This window comes from Vibrio cincinnatiensis, from assembly GCF_022113815.1.
In the GTDB taxonomy this organism is placed as follows: Bacteria; Pseudomonadota; Gammaproteobacteria; order Enterobacterales; family Vibrionaceae; genus Vibrio; species Vibrio cincinnatiensis_A.
This window is the reverse complement of the sequence record NZ_SGOM01000004.1, coordinates 286096-307122: the sequence shown is the minus strand read 5'-3', so window position 1 is coordinate 307122 and position 21027 is coordinate 286096. Positions and strand designations below refer to the sequence as shown.

General features: G+C 44.4%; 25 protein-coding genes. 13 read left to right on the top strand and 12 right to left on the bottom strand.

What is annotated here, in order from left to right; genetic code table 11:
• The first annotated feature begins 209 nt into the window (after positions 1-209).
• Both ppnN and xni read left to right on the top strand, forming a co-directional pair.
• On the top strand, positions 210-1568 hold the full coding sequence (ppnN, locus tag EXA13_RS07725; protein WP_238132653.1) for a nucleotide 5'-monophosphate nucleosidase PpnN: 1359 nt from the start codon (positions 210-212) through the stop codon (positions 1566-1568).
• A gap of 94 nt (positions 1569-1662) precedes the next feature.
• Entirely contained in the window at positions 1663-2451 is a 789-nt protein-coding gene (gene xni, locus EXA13_RS07720; RefSeq protein ID WP_238132652.1) for a flap endonuclease Xni, read from the top strand.
• Between the two features lie 20 nt (positions 2452-2471).
• Here the strand turns inward: xni and rlmM are convergent, their stop codons facing one another.
• The 7 genes from rlmM to pomA form a co-directional block, all read right to left on the bottom strand.
• Entirely contained in the window at positions 2472-3563 is a 1092-nt protein-coding gene (rlmM, locus tag EXA13_RS07715) for a 23S rRNA (cytidine(2498)-2'-O)-methyltransferase RlmM (protein WP_238132651.1), read from the bottom strand.
• Positions 3560-3958 carry a DUF423 domain-containing protein gene (locus EXA13_RS07710; RefSeq protein ID WP_238132679.1) on the bottom strand — a complete coding sequence of 133 codons (399 nt, stop codon included), beginning with the start codon at positions 3956-3958 and terminating at the stop codon, positions 3560-3562. Before EXA13_RS07710 ends, rlmM begins: the two co-directional genes overlap by 4 nt.
• Entirely contained in the window at positions 3948-4592 is a 645-nt protein-coding gene (locus tag EXA13_RS07705; RefSeq protein WP_238132650.1) for an alpha/beta family hydrolase, read from the bottom strand. Before EXA13_RS07705 ends, EXA13_RS07710 begins: the two co-directional genes overlap by 11 nt.
• Positions 4585-5511 carry a transcriptional regulator GcvA gene (locus tag EXA13_RS07700; RefSeq protein ID WP_238132649.1) on the bottom strand — a complete coding sequence of 309 codons (927 nt, stop codon included), beginning with the start codon at positions 5509-5511 and terminating at the stop codon, positions 4585-4587. The genes EXA13_RS07705 and EXA13_RS07700 overlap by 8 nt, the downstream gene beginning before the upstream one ends.
• A 369-nt stretch (positions 5512-5880) precedes the next feature.
• Entirely contained in the window at positions 5881-7329 is a 1449-nt protein-coding gene (gene thiI, locus EXA13_RS07695) for a tRNA uracil 4-sulfurtransferase ThiI (protein WP_238132648.1), read from the bottom strand.
• 181 nt (positions 7330-7510) lie between these two features.
• Positions 7511-8482, bottom strand: coding sequence for a flagellar motor protein MotB (locus tag EXA13_RS07690; RefSeq protein WP_238132647.1), 972 nt, complete (start codon positions 8480-8482; stop codon positions 7511-7513).
• Between the two features lie 9 nt (positions 8483-8491).
• On the bottom strand, positions 8492-9256 hold the full coding sequence (pomA, locus tag EXA13_RS07685) for a flagellar motor protein PomA (protein ID WP_238115601.1): 765 nt from the start codon (positions 9254-9256) through the stop codon (positions 8492-8494).
• A 344-nt stretch (positions 9257-9600) separates the two neighbouring features.
• On the opposite strand from pomA, the gene xseB reads away from it, so the two are divergent.
• Genes xseB through dxs form a run of 3 tightly spaced genes read left to right on the top strand, consistent with a single transcriptional unit; the run spans position 9601 to position 12634 of the window.
• Positions 9601-9843 (top strand): exodeoxyribonuclease VII small subunit, encoded by a 243-nt coding sequence (xseB, locus tag EXA13_RS07680; protein ID WP_238115600.1) that lies wholly within the window; start codon positions 9601-9603, stop codon positions 9841-9843.
• A 20-nt stretch (positions 9844-9863) separates the two neighbouring features.
• Complete coding sequence (gene ispA, locus EXA13_RS07675) at positions 9864-10748, top strand: (2E,6E)-farnesyl diphosphate synthase (RefSeq protein ID WP_238132646.1); 885 nt, start codon at positions 9864-9866, stop codon at positions 10746-10748.
• A gap of 20 nt (positions 10749-10768) precedes the next feature.
• Entirely contained in the window at positions 10769-12634 is a 1866-nt protein-coding gene (dxs, locus tag EXA13_RS07670; protein WP_238132645.1) for a 1-deoxy-D-xylulose-5-phosphate synthase, read from the top strand.
• A 13-nt stretch (positions 12635-12647) separates the two neighbouring features.
• Here dxs and truC read toward each other — a convergent pair whose 3' ends face one another.
• Both truC and EXA13_RS07660 read right to left on the bottom strand, forming a co-directional pair.
• Positions 12648-13388: a tRNA pseudouridine(65) synthase TruC gene (gene truC / locus EXA13_RS07665; protein WP_238132644.1), complete on the bottom strand. Its 741-nt coding sequence runs from the start codon at positions 13386-13388 to the stop codon at positions 12648-12650.
• The gene (locus EXA13_RS07660) at positions 13382-13702 is read right to left on the bottom strand and encodes a YqcC family protein (protein WP_238132643.1); all 321 of its coding nucleotides are present in this window, start codon (positions 13700-13702) and stop codon (positions 13382-13384) included. Before EXA13_RS07660 ends, truC begins: the two co-directional genes overlap by 7 nt.
• 83 nt (positions 13703-13785) lie before the next feature.
• On the opposite strand from EXA13_RS07660, the gene EXA13_RS07655 reads away from it, so the two are divergent.
• Both EXA13_RS07655 and EXA13_RS07650 read left to right on the top strand, forming a co-directional pair.
• A complete protein-coding gene (locus tag EXA13_RS07655; protein ID WP_238132642.1) occupies positions 13786-14829 on the top strand; it encodes a DUF3549 family protein in 1044 nt (347 codons plus the stop codon).
• 18 nt (positions 14830-14847) lie between these two features.
• Entirely contained in the window at positions 14848-15147 is a 300-nt protein-coding gene (locus EXA13_RS07650; RefSeq protein WP_238132641.1) for a DUF3301 domain-containing protein, read from the top strand.
• Between the two features lie 9 nt (positions 15148-15156).
• Here EXA13_RS07650 and EXA13_RS07645 read toward each other — a convergent pair whose 3' ends face one another.
• Positions 15157-15645, bottom strand: a complete 489-nt coding sequence (locus tag EXA13_RS07645) for a GNAT family N-acetyltransferase (protein WP_238132640.1) — start codon at positions 15643-15645, stop codon at positions 15157-15159.
• A gap of 835 nt (positions 15646-16480) precedes the next feature.
• Between EXA13_RS07645 and EXA13_RS07640 the strand changes: the two genes are divergently transcribed.
• Together EXA13_RS07640 and EXA13_RS07635 are read left to right on the top strand one after the other, a co-directional pair.
• Positions 16481-16777, top strand: coding sequence for a hypothetical protein (locus tag EXA13_RS07640; RefSeq protein ID WP_238132639.1), 297 nt, complete (start codon positions 16481-16483; stop codon positions 16775-16777).
• Complete coding sequence (locus EXA13_RS07635) at positions 16774-17220, top strand: YaiI/YqxD family protein (RefSeq protein WP_238132638.1); 447 nt, start codon at positions 16774-16776, stop codon at positions 17218-17220. Before EXA13_RS07640 ends, EXA13_RS07635 begins: the two co-directional genes overlap by 4 nt.
• Positions 17221-17298: 78 nt before the next feature.
• Here the strand turns inward: EXA13_RS07635 and ykgO are convergent, their stop codons facing one another.
• Both ykgO and EXA13_RS07625 read right to left on the bottom strand, forming a co-directional pair.
• Complete coding sequence (ykgO, locus tag EXA13_RS07630) at positions 17299-17424, bottom strand: type B 50S ribosomal protein L36 (RefSeq protein WP_078927214.1); 126 nt, start codon at positions 17422-17424, stop codon at positions 17299-17301.
• Positions 17425-17434: 10 nt separating this feature from the next.
• Entirely contained in the window at positions 17435-17683 is a 249-nt protein-coding gene (locus EXA13_RS07625; protein ID WP_154114679.1) for a type B 50S ribosomal protein L31, read from the bottom strand.
• A 129-nt stretch (positions 17684-17812) separates the two neighbouring features.
• On the opposite strand from EXA13_RS07625, the gene tsaA reads away from it, so the two are divergent.
• The 4 genes from tsaA (at position 17813) to EXA13_RS07605 (ending at position 21001) form a co-directional block, all read left to right on the top strand.
• Complete coding sequence (tsaA, locus tag EXA13_RS07620) at positions 17813-18508, top strand: tRNA (N6-threonylcarbamoyladenosine(37)-N6)-methyltransferase TrmO (RefSeq protein WP_238132637.1); 696 nt, start codon at positions 17813-17815, stop codon at positions 18506-18508.
• Between the two features lie 92 nt (positions 18509-18600).
• Positions 18601-20316 carry a proline--tRNA ligase gene (locus EXA13_RS07615; protein WP_238132636.1) on the top strand — a complete coding sequence of 572 codons (1716 nt, stop codon included), beginning with the start codon at positions 18601-18603 and terminating at the stop codon, positions 20314-20316.
• Positions 20317-20603: 287 nt separating this feature from the next.
• Positions 20604-20807, top strand: coding sequence for a YaeP family protein (locus EXA13_RS07610; protein WP_078927210.1), 204 nt, complete (start codon positions 20604-20606; stop codon positions 20805-20807).
• A 2-nt stretch (positions 20808-20809) separates the two neighbouring features.
• Positions 20810-21001 carry a DUF4250 domain-containing protein gene (locus EXA13_RS07605; protein ID WP_238132635.1) on the top strand — a complete coding sequence of 64 codons (192 nt, stop codon included), beginning with the start codon at positions 20810-20812 and terminating at the stop codon, positions 20999-21001.
• Positions 21002-21027 lie beyond the last annotated feature (26 nt).

The window sequence follows — 21027 nt, the reverse complement described above, 5'->3', positions numbered from 1 at the left end:
TTTCATACGAATCGATGATAAAGCAAGAAAACTTAGTGACTGAACTCACATCTTGCGTGGCAGAAGATTCCCCAATGCAGAGGAAGCGCACAAGATTGATAGCCGTATGTCAATGAGTTGCAAGCTCGTTATATTAGGCTCCCCCTTGATTCAATCCATGAATCAATTCACCTTATCGCGTAGATGGTAACTCAATTAAGGAGGTCTCGATGATCACTCAAGTTAGCCCAGCGGGCAGTATGGATTTACTGTCTCAGCTTGAGGTAGAACGACTAAAAAAAACCGCGTCCAGTGATCTCTATCAACTGTATCGTAATTGCAGCCTTGCTGTCTTGAACTCAGGTAGCCACACCGATAACTCAAAAGAGTTACTTGATCAGTACAAAAATTTTGATATCACGGTGTTGCGTCGAGAGCGAGGCATTAAGCTTGAACTGACCAATCCCCCTGAGCAAGCGTTTGTTGATGGGCAAATCATCAAGGGAATTCAAGAACACCTGTTTGCCGTATTGCGTGACATTGTCTACGTCAACATGCATTTATCGGATCAACAACGATTAAACCTCACCAATGCCAGCCATATTACTAACCTTGTGTTTGGTATTTTGCGTAATGCAGGAGCATTGGTTCCGGGCATTGAGCCTAATTTGATTGTTTGCTGGGGTGGTCACTCTATCAATGAAACTGAATATCAGTACACGCGGGCCGTTGGCCATGAGCTAGGGTTGCGTGAACTCAATATCTGTACTGGTTGTGGGCCCGGAGCCATGGAAGGGCCAATGAAAGGAGCAGCGATTGGCCACGCAAAACAGCATTATCGTCAACAGCGTTACCTTGGCCTAACTGAACCATCAATTATCGCCGCTGAGCCACCCAACCCGATCGTCAATGAATTGATCATCATGCCAGATATTGAAAAACGGCTAGAAGCGTTCGCACGTATGGCCCATGGTATTATTATCTTCCCTGGTGGCCCAGGCACAGCAGAAGAACTGCTGTATATTTTGGGCATTATGATGCACCCAGATAATGCAGAACAACCCATGCCTATCGTCCTCACCGGTCCGAAGGAAAGCGAAGCCTACTTCCAGTCTATTGACCAATTTATTGCAGCAACGCTAGGGGAAGAGGCAAGAAAACATTATACGATTGTAATTGATGATCCCGCTCAAGCTGCACGCATTATGAAAGATGCGATGCCATTGGTTCGCCAACATCGACGAGATCATGATGATGCTTATAGCTTTAACTGGTCTCTCAAAATTGAGCCAGAATTCCAACTGCCTTTCGAACCCAGCCATGACAATATGGCAAGTTTAGACTTGCACCTCAACCAACGTCCTGAAGTGCTTGCAGCAAATCTACGTCAAGCCTTCTCAGGCATAGTGGCGGGTAACGTAAAAGCAGAAGGTATTCGAGAAATCGAGCGCAAAGGGCCATTTGAACTGCATGGTGATCCTATGCTCATGAAAAAAATGGATAAACTACTCAGTGACTTTGTACACCAACACCGGATGAAACTACCGGGTGGCACCGCTTATGTGCCTTGTTATCGTATCACCACTTAATCGCGTTATCCCTGAACACCAAAAGAACAGGGATAGTCATCTGAGTTTATTTCATTACAATAAGGGCTTATCGGCCCTTATTTTTTTGGTACTTATGTCTCTTCATCTTGTGATTATTGATGCGTTAAACCTCATTCGTCGAGTGCATTCAGCTCAGCCCGATCCCACCGATATCAGCCGGACAACGGCAACAACGTGTCGGACGCTACAACGTATCATTGATGAATCAGCGCCAACCCATATCATTGCCGTCTTTGATCACTACCTGCAAGACAGAGGCTGGCGAGCCCAGTTGCTCCCCACCTATAAACAAGGGCGTAAGCCCATGCCCACACCGCTACAAGAAGGGTTAGAGTCCATTCAACAAGCTTGGTGGGAATTGGGTATCGACGCTTTACTTTCCGATGGTGATGAAGCCGATGATTTAGTTGCCACCCTCGCCTGTAAGGTGGCAAATCATCAAGAAAAAGTCACCATCATTTCTACCGATAAAGGCTATTGCCAGCTTCTTTCACCCACGTTACAAATTAGAGACTACTTTCAACAGCGTTGGCTTGATGCCCCTTTTATTGAAAAAGAGTTTGGTGTCCAGCCAAGACAACTGGCTGATTTCTGGGGGTTAACAGGAATCAGCTCCAGCCAAGTCCCCGGCGTTACAGGGATAGGCCCAAAAGCTGCTCAAGCCATTTTGCATCAATTTACGAGCATTGAAGAAGCCTATGCCAGTGGCCAGTTAGCTGATAAATATCGAAAAAAGCTCGATGAACAGATAGAAATGGCGAGAATCTGTAAGCAAGTCGCCCAACTCAAAACCGATATTGAGTTAGGCTTTAACTTGCAAGACATTCGATTTCAGCCTCTTCGAGACCCCAAAATCGAATAACACAAGGCTAACAGGCCAAATTAGTAAGGCGAAATATGAGATAAGCTTTGTACGTGAACGGTGATTTCTTCACGATCATGATACAAATGCTTGGCTTGTAATCTGAACTTCACCTGATGCTCTTTAAGGAATCGTTTCAGATTTTCGATATCTTCTAGCACTTCATCATAGCGCCCTTTCATCGGCAATTTGAGATTAAATATGGCCTCTTTCGCCCAGCCACTGATCAGCCACTCACCCATAAGTTGAGCCACTCGTGAAGGCTTTTCGATCATATCACACACCAGCCAAGTCACATTTTTACGAGGAGGCTCAAATTTAAAGCCATCTTCCATGTGGTGTTTCACTTGGCCAGTTTCCATCAAACTTTCCGCCATCATGCCATTATCAACGGCATAAACAAACATCGAGCGTTTCACCAGTTGATAAGTCCACCCTCCCGGACAAGCTCCTAAATCGACCGCCCACATCCCCGATGCAAGACGCGTTTCCCACTCCTCTCGAGGTATAAAAACATGAAAGGCCTCTTCTAATTTCAGCGTTGAACGGCTCGGTGCATCGGCAGGAAATTTCAAACGAGGAATGCCCATAAAGAAAGGCGAATTATTCTGGCTGTAAGAATAGCCTATATAGCAATGGCCGGGAGCAATAAAGCAAACATGAAAAACGGGTTTCTTAGCATTATCTTTAGCCAGTAATAACCCTTTTCCTCGTAATGCTTGGCGCAAAGGAACGGTAAATTTACGGCAAAATTTCAGTAACTCTTTCGCTTCATTAGTATCTGGTGTTTCAATGCGAAGATCCCCACAAAGCGGCAAATAATCAATTGCTGACAGCTGTGACAAAATGGGCGAGATGCGGTCATCTTTGGGTAAATCTACGAATTCAGCTTCAACAGCAAACATCTGCCGAGCAAAAATCAATGCCTGAAAGTCGATCTGTTTGATCAATTTATCGGCATCTTCATCTTGGTAGCATTCAAACAAAACATACCCGGTATTACTTTTTAAACGAGGAAAACCATACACTTCCAGTTGGCTCGCTTTGTCTTGAATTTCGCCAGCGCACTCTTTTTCAAAGCCAGCGCGACAATAGAGCATCACTTGTTTCACCGTTTCACCTCTTTCATATTCATGGCAGCTAGGGTAAACATCCCCCAACCAAATAAAAACAATACCCCACCCAATGGAGTAATCGGTCCAAACCATTTCACACCAGTCAACGCTAGCGCGTAAAGGCTGCCGCTAAAGCAAAAGATGCCGATCATAAAGCAAATGGCTGCTTGGCTAAAATGTTTTCGGGCTTTTTCACTCAAAGGAAATTGCAGTAAAACACCACACATCAACAAAGCGGCACTGTGGATAAATTGATAATTCACCCCAGTTTGAAACACGGATAATAAATGGGTTGAAAGCTGAGAATTAAGCGCATGAGCCGCAAAAGCCCCTAGCGCAACCGAAACTCCAGAAGAAAAACCACCAAACATAAGTAAGGACTTACTTTTCATCATAAACCTCCCAAATAAACTGAGCTAATAGATCCAGTGCTAAAGTCATGTTGCTTTCAAAGTGATAACCCGAACGCTTTCTTGGAACAAAACTATGATCGCCATCAGGAATAAAATGCAGTTGAATAGCCTCACTCAGCATAAAATGTTGGCACTCTTCTTCACTGCCAAACCGGTCTCTTGCGCCTTGCAAAATAAGACAAGGTTTCATGAGGGAAGCAAGGTGTCCCCCTTTATAATTATCTGCTTTTCCAGGTGGATGAAAAGGAAATCCTAAGCAAGCAATGGCTCGAACATTAGGATGTTCTGCAAGCAAAGAGGCCATACGCCCCCCCATAGATTTACCACCAATGACCACGGGTTTATCTGCCCATTGCTCAATCACTTGAATATAGGTCGACAGTAACGTGGCGGCTTTGTCGGGCGGGCGACGCTTACCATCTTGGCTTCGCTTGACCATATAAGGAAAATTAAAACGCACAACACGGATCCCCCGCGTGACTAACCCTGTTGCAACCTGTGACATAAATTCATGATCTTTATCTGCCCCCGCACCGTGAGCAAAAATCCATGTCGGGATCGAAGCATTTTCACCTGCATTCGGCGGCTCATTCACCGTCACCCACTCATTCATGAGACGTCATCACCTCTTCTAAGATCACCTCTTGTTCACGACGCGCCTTATTGAGCATCCAGTCACGAAACGTTGCAATACGCCCCATATCGGCCTGTTTCTCATGACAGACGACATAAAAAGCATTTTTGGTCATTAAAACTTGATCAAAAGGAGCAATCAATCGGCCAGATTCCAATTCAGGTTGGGCAAGCACATTGTTACCTAAAGCGACCCCTTGGCCATGAGCCGCGGCTTGTAACACCATGGTAGAATGGCTAAAAATAGGCCCGTGGTTAACATTAACCGAGTCCAATCCATTCTCTTTAGCAAACTGTTTCCAATCCTTACGAGAGGTATCATGCAATAAGGTGTGCTGCGCTAAATCACTCAAACAGGCTAATGGTTTACTCCCTAGCAACAAAGTGGGAGAACACAGCGGAATTAAGAATTCTTGATAAAGCTTATCGGCACGTAAACCCGGCCAATGACCTCGCCCATAGTAAATCGCAACATCAACATCATCAGTCAACGATCCTTCTTCCATATCCACCGCTTTAATTCGAACATCAATATCTGGTTCTTGTTGATTAAAATCAGCCAAACGAGGAACAAGCCACTGAATAGCAAAGCTAGGAGGTAAACTAATGGTTAGTGCTCCCTTCTCACTGCGTTCTAGTAATTTGTCCGTGGCTTCTGCAAGTGAGCCAAAAATATCTTTAATATCGAGAAAATAGCTTTGCCCCTCTTCAGTGAGTAATAAGGAGCGGTTACGACGTCGAAAAAGTTTTAAGCCAAGAAACTCTTCCAATGCTTTAATTTGGTGGCTGACGGCAGCTTGAGTGACAAACAGTTCTTCTGCCGCACGGGTAAAACTCAAGTGGCGAGCGGCCGCCTCAAACACTTTCAATGAGTTTAGCGGGGGTAATCTTCTGGACATGGGAACACTCTATGGCAGATTAGTTTTTTTAATCTGAAACATTATAAATTGTCCATTGCTAACCAGCCAGAGAAAATCTATATTTCACCCCGTAACGCGAGCCTGAACGGCTTGATTCTTCCGAGAATCAATAGGCTTTGCTGTTGCGATGTTGTGTTTGCAAACTCGGAATTCGAGTTAGGTAGTTTCTACCATCCTGTTTTGTACAGTTATCCCCTGTACAGAACATATACTTCCTGTATTTATTTTTGACCTGTCTGTCAAATGTTTAGCACCGCCTTTCGGCGGTGTTTTTTTATGTACGAAAAATTAAGGGACAGATGAAAAAAATTGAGCCCCACCATTTGGCCGGGCTCAAGGAGAAGTTTTTTATGGGCGGTAGACTTTTATATTATTAAAGCCTTGTTCTTTTAGGTACAAGGCTTGTAAACGGCTCATAACGCCTCGTTCACAATACAATAAGTAAGTCTTAGACTGATCAAGATCACCAAAATGTGTCGCTAGCTTATAGAAAGGTAAATGCTTTATTTCTACGCCATCAATCTGTAACGGCTTATCATCTTCTTCATCTGGGCTACGAATATCAAGCACAATCGCGTGTTCCTGAACAACATCGACTTGCTCCACTTCAGGAGCTTGCTGCTGACTCTCTTTTTCTATGTTGCGAATATCCATTTGTCGAGCGTTATACACCACCTGCTCAAGGATAGAGAAATCAAATTTCGCTTCCTCTTCTTCCAGTTTCGCTTTTACCGCTTTGACTGTCGGGCTTTTAGAAATCACGCCACAATATTCCGGCATGGTTTTCGCAAAATCTTCCGTACCAATTTCACGCGCCACATCAATAATATCGCCTTTATCCCAGTTAATCAGCGGGCGAAGAATTAACGCATCAGTAACCCCATCAATATGACGTAGGTTGGTCAGCGTTTGGCTAGAAACCTGCCCTAGCGCTTCTCCAGTTACCAATGCTTGAATACCCAATTTTTCAGCAATCATGCCAGCTGCACGCATAAACATACGCTTAAGGATTACCCCCATCTGGCCATCCTCAACTTTTTCTAAAATCTCTGCCACAACCGGTTCAAAATCGACAGAGATAAAGCGGACCTTGGCAGAAGATCCATATTTATTCCACAGATAATGTGCGACCTGTTTAACTCCAATTTCATGAGCAGGGCCACCCAGATTAAAAAAGCAGTAATGCACTTTAGAGCCGCGTTTGATGTGTAGATAGCTAGAGACACCCGAATCAAACCCACCCGAAATTAAGCTTAATACGTCTTCTTGAGTACCAAGAGGGAAGCCACCAAGCCCTTTATAACGGGTAATCACTTGGTTGAGCAGCTCATCAGCCACTTCAATTTGAATGGTTACCTCTGGTTTTGTCAGCTTAACTTTGGCCGATTCAACCGCTTGGTTCAAACCACCACCAACATAGCGTTCAAGTTCAATGGAAGAGAAATCGTGTTTTCCTCGACGCTTCGCTCGTACAACAAAGGTTTTATTTTCAATAAGGTGGTGACTTTGTTCTAACACTTGTAGATAAATATCATGCATATCTTCAAAGTGTGACTGCTTCACCTCTAACACTTGTTGAATCCCTGGCGTTGTCGTCAACACCTCCAAGGTTTGTGCGTAGAAATCATCGTTATTTGCCGTTACCTCAATATGGTCACGGCGATTAAACACCACGACACCTTGGGTCCGCTTCTTAATTATGTTGCGAATATTGGATTCGAGAATCTTAGTGAAACGCTTACGGACAGATTCACTTTTAATAAAAATTTCTGGATGGGGCTTAACGATAAATTTCATAAGGCTATTCGCAATCAGGTTTGAACAACGTTAGCGCTCAGTTTTCGGACACTTTGTCCACCGCTGGCGTTACTAAAGGGGCGAGATTATACACGATCTGTCACCGGAGAGAAAAGAATAGAAAAAGGCAAGCCCACAAGCTTGCCTTTATCCATCTCCAAGAATGTGCCTTCTAAAAACCTTATGGTTGAGGTAAAGACGGCACTTCTTCACTATACAAAGGCTTACCTTGCATAATGCTGATTTCCACCCGACGGTTACGGGAACGTTGAGCTTCGGTATCATTGGGCCCAACAGGCGCTGTATCGGCCAGTCCTTGAACCTTTAATCGCATATGGTCAAACCCTTGAACATTTTCCATCTCTTGAGCCACGGAAACGGCTCGCTGAGCAGATAAATCCCAATTAGAGCGATAAAGCTCAGACTCCAAGCGTTGGTTATCGGTATGACCTGACACTTGTACGATACCCGGAACATCTTTGACTAACTCAGCAATTTGTCGTACCAAAGGACGAAACTTAGGCTGTAAAAATGCCGAGCCTTCTGGAAATGCACCACGCTCACGAATACGAATGACGATTTGTTGCCCAAGGTTCTCCACTTCAACCGCACCTTGGTCAATTTCTCTTTGTAATGCTTTTTTGATGTTTTCAGAAATAATTTCTAGTTCTTCAGACATCGACTCCTGCGCTTGTTGCGCTTGTTGCGCCTGCTGCTGTTGCTGTTCTTGCTCGTCATCTTGGCTGTTTTGCGTGGAGGTTTCAGGTGACTCACCCCCGGTTAACTGACCATAATCACGCTGCGTCCCCCCCGCTCGATCAGAATCACCTTCATGAAACTCTAAGGTTTGCTGAGTAATATCGATGGTTTGCTGCATAATGACATCGATCGGCGTAGGCTCTGGCCGACCGGGACGAAATTCCTGTGCTATAACACTGGTGCCTTTCGGGATGTCTTTCACTTCAAGGCGGTTTTGTACCCCGAATGCAAACTTCATTGAGCCTGCTATTTGCTTAAACTTCAGTACATCCATTTCTGAGAAAGAAAGTAGCAGTACAAAAAAGCACAATAGCAGTGACATTAGATCAGCAAATGTTCCTAACCACGCAGGAGCGCCGGGAGGTGGACATTTGCATTTTTGCTCATCCATCATTCACTCCGCTTATTCGTTATCAACATCAAGCGACCGTTTGCCTTCATTTAGGTAATTTTTCAAATAACCATCAATAACGCGTGGATTTTGCCCATCTTGAATAGCAAGAACACCGTCCATGATTAACCGACGATTTAACGTTTCTTGCCCCCGACGAAGCGCCAATTTATCGGCAATGGGGAAAAAGATCATGTTGGCCATCACGGCACCGTATAAGGTTGTCAACAAGGCTACGGCCATCGCAGGGCCGATTGATTTGGGGTCGTCCATGTTAGAAAGCATGGCAACGAGGCCAATCAAGGTTCCGATCATTCCCATCGCAGGCGCAACATCACCAAATGCACGAAATACGCCGGTTCCCATTTCATGTCGTTCATCAGTCAACATAATGTCTTTTTGTAATGCTGATCGAACCACATCGGCATCATGGCCATCAACCAGTAAATCGATACCTTTTTGCATAAACGAGTTGGAAATTTCCATCTCTTCTAAGGCTAAGAACCCACCTTTACGAGCCGCATCAGCCATCTCAACAATTTTTGCGATCAGTTCTTCTGGCTCTTCAATTTTGAACATAAACGCTTTGGCGGCAACTTTTGCTGCACCGAAAAACTGTCCTGCCGTGAATTTGACCAAGACAACAAACGTTGTGCCCCCTATTACAATCAAGATCGAGGTGACATCGACGAACATTATCAGACTTCCACCTACGACCATTGCCATAACGACGAAAGCTAAGCCACCTATCAGGCCTATCAGCGTTGCTAAATCCACGAAGCGCTCCTCATGCTTGTCATCCGCGTTTTCTCCGATTACTCTCGTTATCGGCAAGAGAGTAAAATCTTTAACTAAATTATCGGTAAGTTTATACTTAAAGTCTTCTATCCCCAAGCAGGCATCACGCTTCAATCGCGTTATTGCGCATTTTTCTCTTGTCACTCGAGATAAAGCGGTGGCTACAGTAACAAATGTGAGCCAATCCATTGCACTACTGATGGTTTTATGACGTCATGGCAACAATAAAAAGCGCTCCATTTCTAACAAATTTACTTGGTTAAATTTGACCATCTCCACGCCCTAAGGTAACTTTCGTGCATCTTTTCTAAGGCAAAATGATTATGGCGAGCAAAAAACCTGAAAACATGTCTTTCGAAGCCACCATTGAAGAGTTGGATAACCTTGTTGAACAACTTGAAAGTGGTGACATTGCATTAGATGAAGCACTGAAAAAATTTGAGCGTGGTATCGCGCTTGCTCGCAGTGGACAAACTAAGCTCGATGAAGCGGAGCAACGGGTGAAAATTTTACTTCGCAACAGTGACGATGCGCCACTGACCGAGTTTACTGACTTACCTGAATAACTAAGGTTAATGAGTGTTCTATGATTGAGGCGCTTTCCTCTCTCCAGCAGAGAAATAATCAACAACTGGATGGATGGTTAAATCGTTTACCCTACCAACATCTTCCTTTGATCGAAGCAATGCGTTATGGCCTATTGCTCGGTGGCAAACGGGCGCGCCCTTATCTTGTTTACATCACAGGGCAGATGCTTGGTTGTAAATTATCCGACCTTGATACGCCCGCTTGCGCTGTGGAGTGTATTCACGCTTATTCATTAATCCATGATGACTTACCCGCTATGGATGATGATGAACTGCGCCGCGGTAAACCAACTTGCCATATTAAGTTTGATGAATCGACCGCTATTTTGACAGGGGATGCCCTACAAACATTGGCTTTTACTATTCTGTCTGAAGGGCCACTTTCTGCCCAAGGGGAAAGTAACCGTATTAAAATGATTCAAACTCTTGCTCAAGCCTCAGGTGCTCAAGGTATGTGCTTGGGTCAAGCGTTAGATTTAGCGGCAGAAAACCGAACGGTGACTTTACAAGAGTTAGAAACCATTCATCACAACAAAACCGGTGCATTAATGCGCTGTGCGATTCGAACTGGCGCGATGGCTGCCGGCCAAGCTGGATTAGAGATTTTACCGCAGTTAGATCGCTACGCTGCAGCGATTGGCCTCGCTTTTCAAGTACAAGACGATATTTTAGATATCATTAGTGATACCGAAACGCTGGGTAAGCCACAAGGCTCAGATCAACAATTGAATAAAAGTACCTATCCCGCACTATTGGGATTGGAAGGTGCCATCAATAAAGCTCAAGCTCTGTTTGAAGAAGCGCTCGAAGCATTACGTGCAATTCCCTATAATACAGAGCATCTTGAAGCGTTCGCCCGATACGTCATCGAGCGCAAAAACTAACACTATAAGCGCGCATAACTATGACTCTTGATATTTCGAAATATCCAACACTGGCACTAGCAAATACTCCTGATGAATTGCGTAGCATGCCAAAAGAGGTCCTCCCTAAACTGTGTGAGGAACTGCGAACCTATTTACTCAATTCAGTTAGCCGATCCAGCGGTCACCTTGCTTCGGGCTTAGGAACGGTAGAATTAACCGTAGCGCTGCATTATGTGTACCAAACGCCGTTTGATCAGTTGATTTGGGATGTCGGCCATCAAGCCTATCCACATAAAATTCTTACCGGACGCCGCGAGCAAATGTCAACCATTCGTCAAAAAGAGGGGCTCCACCCTTTTCCATGGCGAGAAGAAAGTGAGTATGACACGCTGTCCGTTGGCCACTCTTCAACTTCGATCAGCGCCGCACTTGGCATGGCTATCTGCGCAGAAAAAGAAGGTAAAAACCGTAAAGTTGTCAGTGTAATTGGTGATGGTGCGATTACTGCTGGAATGGCATTTGAAGCCATGAATCATGCAGGGGATGTCAACCCCGATATGCTGGTTATTCTCAATGATAATGAAATGTCTATTTCTGAAAATGTGGGAGCGCTTAACAACCATCTTGCTCAAGTGTTATCTGGCAGCCTGTATACCTCTATTCGAGAAGGTGGGAAAAAAGTTCTGTCGGGCATTCCCCCCATAAAAGAACTCGTTCGTCGAACAGAAGAGCACTTAAAAGGAATGGTAGTTCCTGGCACTTTATTTGAAGAATTGGGCTTTAACTATATTGGTCCGGTCGATGGGCATGATGTACTTGAATTGATCAAAACCATCAAAAATATGCGTGATCTCAAAGGACCACAGTTTTTGCATGTGATGACCAAAAAAGGCAAAGGTTATGAACCCGCAGAGAAGGATCCTATCGGTTACCATGGGGTGCCTAAGTTTGATCTAAACCATACCAGCTTACCGAAAAGCACGAATAACCAACCCACTTTTTCAAAAATTTTTGGTGACTTTCTGTGTGATATGGCCGCACAAGATCCTAAACTAATGGCGATCACCCCGGCTATGCGTGAAGGTTCGGGTATGGTTCGTTTTTCCAAAGAATACCCAAGCCAATATTTTGATGTGGCGATTGCTGAGCAACATGCAGTGACTCTCGCAACCGGTATGGCGATCAGTGGTTATCATCCGATTGTTGCTATTTACTCCACCTTTTTACAACGCGCTTATGATCAACTGATCCATGATGTGGCAATTATGAACTTACCCATTATGTTTGCAATTGATCGCGCAGGCTTAGTGGGAGCTGATGGCCAAACCCATCAAGGGGCATTTGACCTTAGCTTTATGCGTTGTATTCCTAATATGTTGATCATGGCCCCCGCTGATGAGAATGAATGTCGGCAAATGCTCTATACCGGCCATTTACATCAAGGTCCTAGTGCCGTGCGTTATCCTCGAGGTAACGGCATGGGCGTTGCTATCAATAAAACATTTTCTGCATTAGAACTCGGTAAAGGACGAATGATACGCCGTGGAGAAAAAGTCGCCATTCTCAACTTTGGTACTTTACTTCCTTATGCTCTGGAAGCGGCTGAAGCATTGAATGTAACGGTTGCCGATATGCGTTTTGTTAAACCGCTTGATGAAACGCTCATTGAAGAATTAGCTCATTCTCATGATATTCTGGTTACTCTAGAAGAGAATGTACTTGCTGGAGGAGCAGGAACGGGTGTGGTTGAATTTTTAATGCACCATAAATTACTCAAGCCCGTTTTGAACCTCGGTTTGCCCGATCAATTTATCGCTCAAGGTTCGCAAGAAGAGATGCATACTGAATTGGGATTAGATGGCCCCGGGATTCAAAGGGCCATTGAAGCCTATTTAGCAAAATAAGACTCAGGCCTTCTTATTCGAGAAGGCCTCTTTGTAATGGATTTTGCCAAGCGAATAAACTGAATAGCCGTTGCCAATGCTCATCAAAAGGTGCCGAGAGCACTATCGGTTGCTTTGTATAAGGGTGAACAAATGTCAGTTCGCTGGCATGTAGCATCAAACGTGGTACCTGATATTGCTCTCGATACAAACGGTTATGCTTTCCATCTCCATGCGTGGTATCCCCCACAATTGGATGACGTAAATGAGCCATATGACGACGTAACTGATGTTTACGCCCGGTTTGCGGTTTTAGCTCCATTAAGCAGTAACGCGTGGTTGGAAAAGTGCCCGTTGAATATGGAACTTCTATTTTATTAATGGGCTGATAAGCCGTAATGGCAGACTGAGGCGCTTTATCCTGCCGAGCAAATTTATCGGCAATTTTATCAAGCTCTTCTTTCAGTGGATAATCTAATACCGCACCTTGTTCTATCCAACCCCGAACAATAGCATGGTAGGTTTTTTCCATTTGATGCTCAGCAAACATCGGCATTACCGTGGCTGCAATTTCACTCGATAAAGCAAAGACCAACACACCCGATGTTGGCCTATCTAAACGATGTAAAGGATAAACATGCTGACCAATTTGATCACGCAACGTCTGCATCACAAATTGTGTTTCATGTTTATCTAACCAAGAGCGGTGTACTAACATACCCGCCGGTTTGTTCACCGCCACCAAGTAATCATCTTGATAAATGATCTCTAACATGATGCCACTGCCTTATCTATCTGGTGTAACACCGTCAATATTGCCTGATATTGTGCATGTTCTTTCCACACTTCATCGAAATAAGGGGAGAGTAAAATGCTTTTCGGTAATGACGACTGATCCACCAATAACTGCTGCATACGCGGTAAAAAAATCCATTGCAACCACTCATGGGGATGCAATGTATCCAATGAAAAGGGTTCTGTACTTTGCAGATATTGATCATCTGGTCGCTGAGCTTGCCATAAAGCTGCCGCTTTAAGCTCCCTTTCCAGTGCGGGTAATAAAACGGTGATGTCCGTTCGGTTTATCATGATAACTTTACATCGCTAGCCTTGAATTAGCGGCAGATGATACCATCTATTTATGACAAAAAGTTAGGACCAAATTGATCGCTATGCAACCTATCCATACCCTTACGGCACTGCTTCATCACAGTGGCTGCCAATACTTGGTGTTTGATCTTGGCCGGAGAATTCAGCCAATCGAAGCAAAACAATTTCAAAAAATTGAACAAGGCCAGCAGCCCTACCCTTACCCTTTACAACGTCAGGCTCAATTAGCCATTGTGTATTGGAATGAACATCAGCAGCCATGGATCTGGTTCACAAAATTTCCACTGGACGAACGCGGCTTACTCATCCAAGCCGAAGTGGATCAGTTTATCAAGTATGTGATCGAAGCAATGGGCTCCCGTTTACAACACACGCTCACCGAAGATCAGCAACAAAAATTAGCAAATAACCCCTACACTTTTACACCAACCGAAGAAAAAATGGCCGTTTTCCATAGCCAAATTCGAGCCCAACTTCATTTACCTACCAGCCAATATTATGAACATGCTCAACACTATTTTTCAGGAGGGCTTGGATGGAAAAATTGGCAAACTGTCGGTCTGCAAGGCATCAGTGATATTGGCGCTCGCTTAGGGCAACAAAATAATAGTGTATTAATTCGTAAAGCACTTAAGCATCTCCCCAGCCCACCACTGTATGCTCTACTTGGGATTCTTGAGCATGTCAGCATTCCCGATAACATTGCGAGTAAACTGTACGAGATGGCTAAAGAGCAAATGACCCACTCACACACGGATCTCTTTTTGCTTTCAGCCTTGGTAAGAGCCCTCTCCGGCGCTACACCAAACTATTTAGACAAATTAACTGACGCCATCCTAGCGACACCTGACAATTGCCATCAAGAAGTGTTGATTGGCCTTGCCGGACGATCTTGGTCAACACTCAAAGAGAGTGGTCGTGCTCAGCGTTTTTTACTTCGCTTAGCACAAACCGGTAATCAAGCCCTGTTTAACCAACTCTTTTCAGATTTAGTGATGTTACCGGAACTACGCATGGTGTTATTACCTTTACTACATACAAGCCCATCACCTGAATTAGCCGAAGCCTTGATCCGGTTACAGCATGCAACAAAACGATCATCATAAACCAAGGAAGAAGTGTTCATGACGAGTAACCTCATTCATATCCTTTTACTTAGCTTACTCTGCTTTGCCTTTTGGCAGCAACGTCGCCAATCTGAGATAGCGAAACGATACATTACTCGTCACTGTTCAAACCTAGAGTTGCAGCTTCTCAGTGTCTCTTTCGGGCATCATAAATGGAAAACGCCAGACAAAGGCTGGCGTTGGCATACGATCTACTATTTTGAGTTTTCAGCTCTCGGTGATGATTGTTATCAAGGAGAGTTAGTGATGGTAGGATTCTACCCATTAAAAATTCAACTGCCACCATACCGAATATAGTGATAGCACTTATTCAAGCTCCGTTGATTCCCATTGGTATTGGTGGAAATGACCAAACATCTCTTCTTGAGTGTGTTGATGATGAAAACCCAACTTATGTAAAATGGCAATAGCCGAAGCATGTTCAACATTCACCATGGAGATCACTTGTTTTAGCTTCAAGCGTTGGCAGATATTAGGAAAGAAAGCACTCAAAGCTTCGCTCGCCAATCCTTGCCCCCAATAAGCTTTATCAAATAAAAAGCCCAGTTCTGCGTGTTCATCGCTCACCTCAATATACATATGCCCCATGTACTCTCGGTTATAGTTGTCTAATACCGCCATAGCATGCAAATGATCATCACGTAAGATACGTTGAAAAAGCTGCCGAGCCGAGGCTACTGTTTTCGGGCCATTCATTTGGGCCCGATTTTTCACACAACAATTGAGCATTAAAAAGTCAGATTCAAACGCATCGGTATAAGGAACAATTAATGTTCTACGTGTCACTATCGTCACTGACAATCCTTTGTTTGCAGATATTCTAGAACTCACCCCGAGCTTAAAGACCAAGCTTTAAGAAACGTGCGAAAAAGTAAACCAATGCTGACGATGCTGTATTGATCTTGATAAGGTTTTTTCCACATCAAGTCATTATTCTATTTATTTGCTCAATGAGCTTTTCAAACCGAGATGGCTCTCTTAAAAAATATCAAGAAAAGCCCCGACACTAATGTATCGGGGCTTAAGTCTTACTCGTAGCTATCCGGCTACAGATGGTTGCTCCCTGCATCATCCTTAATAGTGGTTGAATCCTGCAACCAAATCCTCTGCATCGCCACCTTGGCGGTGTCCTAATAATCCTTTTCGCTTACCAATCCCGGTCAGCTTTCATCACTTGTTCCCTGAGCGGTGTCCTTCCATCATCCTGATGGTGTCCCTGCCTCATCCATAGGGTCCTTGCGATCCATGCCCATCAACATCTTGTTAATGGTTATATCCTTATTGGTCCGTCTATCCTGCTCAGCGAATATCCTTACTCGCCGTATTCATCCTGAAGTGTTCTTCCGTGAATCGTTCCAATTCCGTGTCACTTTCCTGTCGACAAGGTTTAATTTACCCCTTTGCCCCCTTTTTACAATCCCTTCAATAAAGGAGCGACACTGGCCCACCTCCCCAAAAAAACAATAAAATTCCATAAATTCAATAAATTAAAAACAATCACATCCCCAAAAATCATAAAAAAACGTTCTTCTCTCACAGGTTTTGTGAGAGATCTCTTACATCAAGTTCCCTCTTTTGCTAACGGTGATTTATCAGTAAGATGCAGTCAGACTAAATACAAGGATCCATTATGCTCACCAAAGACGTCACCCACGAGTTAGCCACCATTTTGGCTCAGCTACAGCAGCAAGGGAAAGAGCCTACCGTCGCCTTAGTGAAAGCCCGGTTATCCTCCAGCGTTCCAATGCCAGCGATAATTGCAGCCATCAAAAGTTGGAAAAATAGCCAACGGGTCCCCAAAGTGGAAATCGCTAAATCAAAAAATGACGATCAACAACGAATTCAAGAGCTCGAACAAACCGTTCTCGCTCTCATTGCCCGTGTAGAACAACTGGAAATCGCATTACTGAATAAGGAATCCGTATGAAAATTTGGGTTGATGCCGATGCTTGTCCGAAAGTGATTCGGGAAACTTTGATTCGAGCTGCAGAGCGTACAGGAGTGGTATGTACTTTTGTTGCAAACCACCTGATTCCTCTCCCTAAACGCGACAATATTTTCGCAGTGCAAGTACCTGCAGGGTTCGACATTGCTGATAACGAAATCGTTAAACGTGTGAATGCCCATGATCTAGTCATCACATCAGATATCCCTCTAGCCGATGAGGTGATCAGCAAAGGGGCACTCGCGTTAAGCCCAAGAGGTGAGCTTTTCACCACCGAAACCATTAAAGCACGTTTAAATATTCGAGACTTCCTCGATACCATGCGCTCAAGTGGCATTCAAACGGGTGGCCCCAGCGCCCTTTCACAAACAGAGCGACGCGAGTTTGCCAATCACCTCGACAAATGGCTAACCAAACGGCGCTAAATAACAATAAGGGAAGCGCGATATTCACTTCCCTTATTGTTCAAATCCTTATAAATCGCTTCGAGTTTACTCCCCCCGCTAACGCTGCACCGCTTTAAAACGTGGATTCGTTTTACAAATCACATATAGACGACCACGACGACGAACCACTTGACAATCAGGGTGGCGACTCTTGGCACTCTTTAACGAACTTAATACTTTCACTTACTTTTCCTTATTCACTAAAACGAGAAAATCGACGATTGAAGTTTGCAACGCGTCCTTCTTTTTGAACAACTCTCTGTTTTCCGGTGTAGAACGGGTGTGACTGTGATGACACTTCAATCGTAAAATAAGGATAGATTTCCCCTTCAAATTCAATCGTCCTATCCGTTTTCAACGTCGAACCAATCACAAAGTAGTGATCAACGCTCGTATCATGGAATACCACTGGCCGATATTCCGGATGAATGCCCTCTTTCATGTCTCCCCCCCCACAATATTGTTATGTTATAACAATACAATTAAGAATGATTATCAAAGATTTTGCAAGCGATTTATGATTAAGGCTGTGATATTTTGTTAGCTCTGTTTTTTGCCTAATATCACGATAATGTATAACCTTGATCCCATTGCGATAATAGAAAGCCCTTATCAAGAGAAATTTGCTGTACCCCGTCAGCCTCGCCTTGTTCCCAGTGCGACAGCCCGAGTCAAATTACTTGGAGAACTGAATTGCTTAGAAGCCGTACGAGGTATTGAACAATTTAGTCACCTCTGGCTGCTTTTTTTGTTTGATAAGAATTTATCCTCAGGCTGGAAACCCACCGTTCGCCCCCCTCGTTTGGGTGGAAATGAACGCATCGGCGTACTGGCTTCTCGATCCACCTTTCGCCCCAATGGAATTGGCATGTCAGCGGTAGAACTCAAAGGTGTAAAGAAACAAGGAGAACAAATTTACTTAGAACTGGGGAGTGTTGATTTGGTTAACGGAACCCCCATTGTTGATATTAAACCCTATATTCCCTATTCCGATGCGATTCCAGAAGCAAAAGGGGGATATGCTGATAATGAACCCAGCCGCAGTGACGTGATATTTAGTCAATCAGCACTCAATACACTCCGAAACTTACCCCAAGGGCAAACTCAACAAGCGGTCATTGCGGAAGTGTTAGCCCAAGATCCTCGCCCGGCTTATAAGAAAAATCGCCCTGACTCCCGGGAGTATGCGGTAAATTTGTACGACCTTAACGTAAAATTCATCGTCAATGAGCAGTTAGTAACGGTCACAGCAATAGAACGCTTTTGACATGAGCGTTTGACTGATATTATTAGCAGCTCATGTATTTTTATCACCCTCTCGGTGGTAATCCTTTAAACTTTTAATGAACGGATACCTAAATGCGTACCAGTAAATATCTTCTTTCTACTCTGAAGGAGACTCCAAACGACGCAGAAGTTGTGAGCCACCAGCTCATGCTACGTGCAGGTATGATCCGTAAGCTAGCTTCAGGTCTTTATACTTGGCTACCTACTGGTCTGCGCGTATTGCGTAAAGTCGAAAATATTGTTCGTCAAGAGATCGACAATGCCGGTGCTATTGAAACCCTGATGCCCGTTGTTCAACCATTTGAACTGTGGGAAGAAACAGGACGCTCTGAAAAAATGGGCCCCGAGCTACTTCGCTTTACTGACCGCCATGTTCGTCCGTTTGTACTTAGCCCAACCGCTGAGGAAGTCATCACTAGCTTGGTTCGTAATGAGGTAAGCTCTTATAAACAACTGCCTCTGAATCTGTACCAAATCCAGACTAAGTTCCGTGATGAACGTCGCCCTCGTTTTGGGGTGATGCGTGCTCGTGAATTCTGCATGATGGATGCTTACAGCTTCGATATCGACAAAGCTGGATTAGAAAAATCTTACCAAGCCATGCACCAAGCTTACTGTAAAGCTTTCGACCGCATGGGCCTTGATTACCGCCCAGTATTAGCCGATACCGGCGCTATCGGTGGTAATGGCTCACACGAATTCCACGTATTGGCAGAAAGCGGTGAAGATATTATTGCCTTCTCAACCGAGTCGGATTATGCCGCGAACATTGAAAAAGCAGAGGCAGTTGCCCCTGAGGTTGAACGTGCAGCACCAACTCAAACAATGACGCTGGTTGATACACCGAATGCAAAAACCATCGCAGAATTGGTTGAGCAACATGGCCTGCCTATCGAAAAAACCGTTAAAACGCTGTTTGTGAAAGCGTCGGATGACATTGAAGCCCCCATCATCGCGCTAATCATCCGGGGCGATCATGAACTGAACGAAATTAAAGCAGAAAATCTTCCAGAAGTGGCTTCACCGCTTGAAATGGCAAATGAAGAAGAAATCCGCGCTCTGATTGGTGCAGGCCCAGGTTCGCTTGGTCCTGTTGGCCTAAAATTACCCTTTATCGTCGATCGTAGCGTCGCGGTGATGAGCGATTTTGGCGCTGGCGCAAACATAGATGGCAAACACTACTTTGGTATCAACTGGGGGCGTGATGTTGAACTGGGCAAAGTGGAAGATTTGCGTAATGTCGTTGAAGGCGATCCTAGCCCATGTGGTAAAGGTACACTTCTACTCAAACGTGGTATTGAAGTCGGTCATATCTTCCAACTGGGTACCAACTATTCAGAGAAGATGAACTGCGGTGTGCTGGACTCAAACGGCAAGAACACCATTCTAGAAATGGGTTGTTACGGTATTGGCGTCTCTCGTGTGGTTGCCTCGGCTATCGAACAAAACAACGATAAATACGGCATCATCTGGCCTGATGCCATTGCTCCTTTCCAAGTGGCTATCGTACCGATGAACATGCACAAATCTGAGCGCGTTCAAGAAGCGGCAGAAACATTGTACAAAGAACTAACCGCAGCCGGTATCGATGTTCTATTTGACGATCGTAAAGAACGTCCAGGTGTTATGTTCTCGGATATGGAATTGATCGGTATTCCTCATACAATCATCATTGGTGATCGCAGTATGGATGAAGGGAATTTCGAATATAAACATCGCCGTAGTGGTGAGAAATCCGCCGTACCGATGGCCAACATGGTGAGCTTTATTCAAGCTCAATTGGCGTAATCCCCCTGTTGTGACTCATAAAGGCTGCTGAATCGCAGCCTTTTTATTTATCTTTAACCCATTCCCCACTTTTAGCCCATAAAAAGCCAGAAGCAGCTTATGGTTCTCATCCTTATTGAATCAAAACCTCGGTATCCAATAACCTCAACAATCATCAGCATGAGCGGTTGATTAGTTCACCTATTCCAGCCTTACTTTGCTCCAGCGCAAAGTGAGATTTTTGTGTTCCTTCTGCTCTCTGTAGTATTATCGAGAGCAGTTATCATTTATTAAGATAGGAATAAACCATGCAAGTTTACGGTTGTTGTGACTTAGTACGCGAACTCTACGCACAAATTGGCAGTGGCGATCAAGCCTATATCCCACAAGCCATTTCCTGTGCCATTCGAGCACTCAATGAAGTGGCTGCCGATACCTCTTTACCGAAAGAGACCCGCGAAAAAGCCGCATTCGCAGCGGCAAACCTACTGATTTCTGATTTTGAGGACTAAAAATGAATCTCAACAACTTTGCCAGTATGGATCCCATCATGCTAATGAGTATTATCAACATGAAATTGCGTGATGAATTTGAGGGGGATTTAGATAAGCTTGTTACTTATTTTGATCTCGACCGCACAAAACTCGAAGCGCGTTTAGCCAGTGCTGGCTTTGAATTTTTACCTGAAGTTGGACAATTTCGCTAACAAAAGAAAGGGCCTAGAAACCTAGG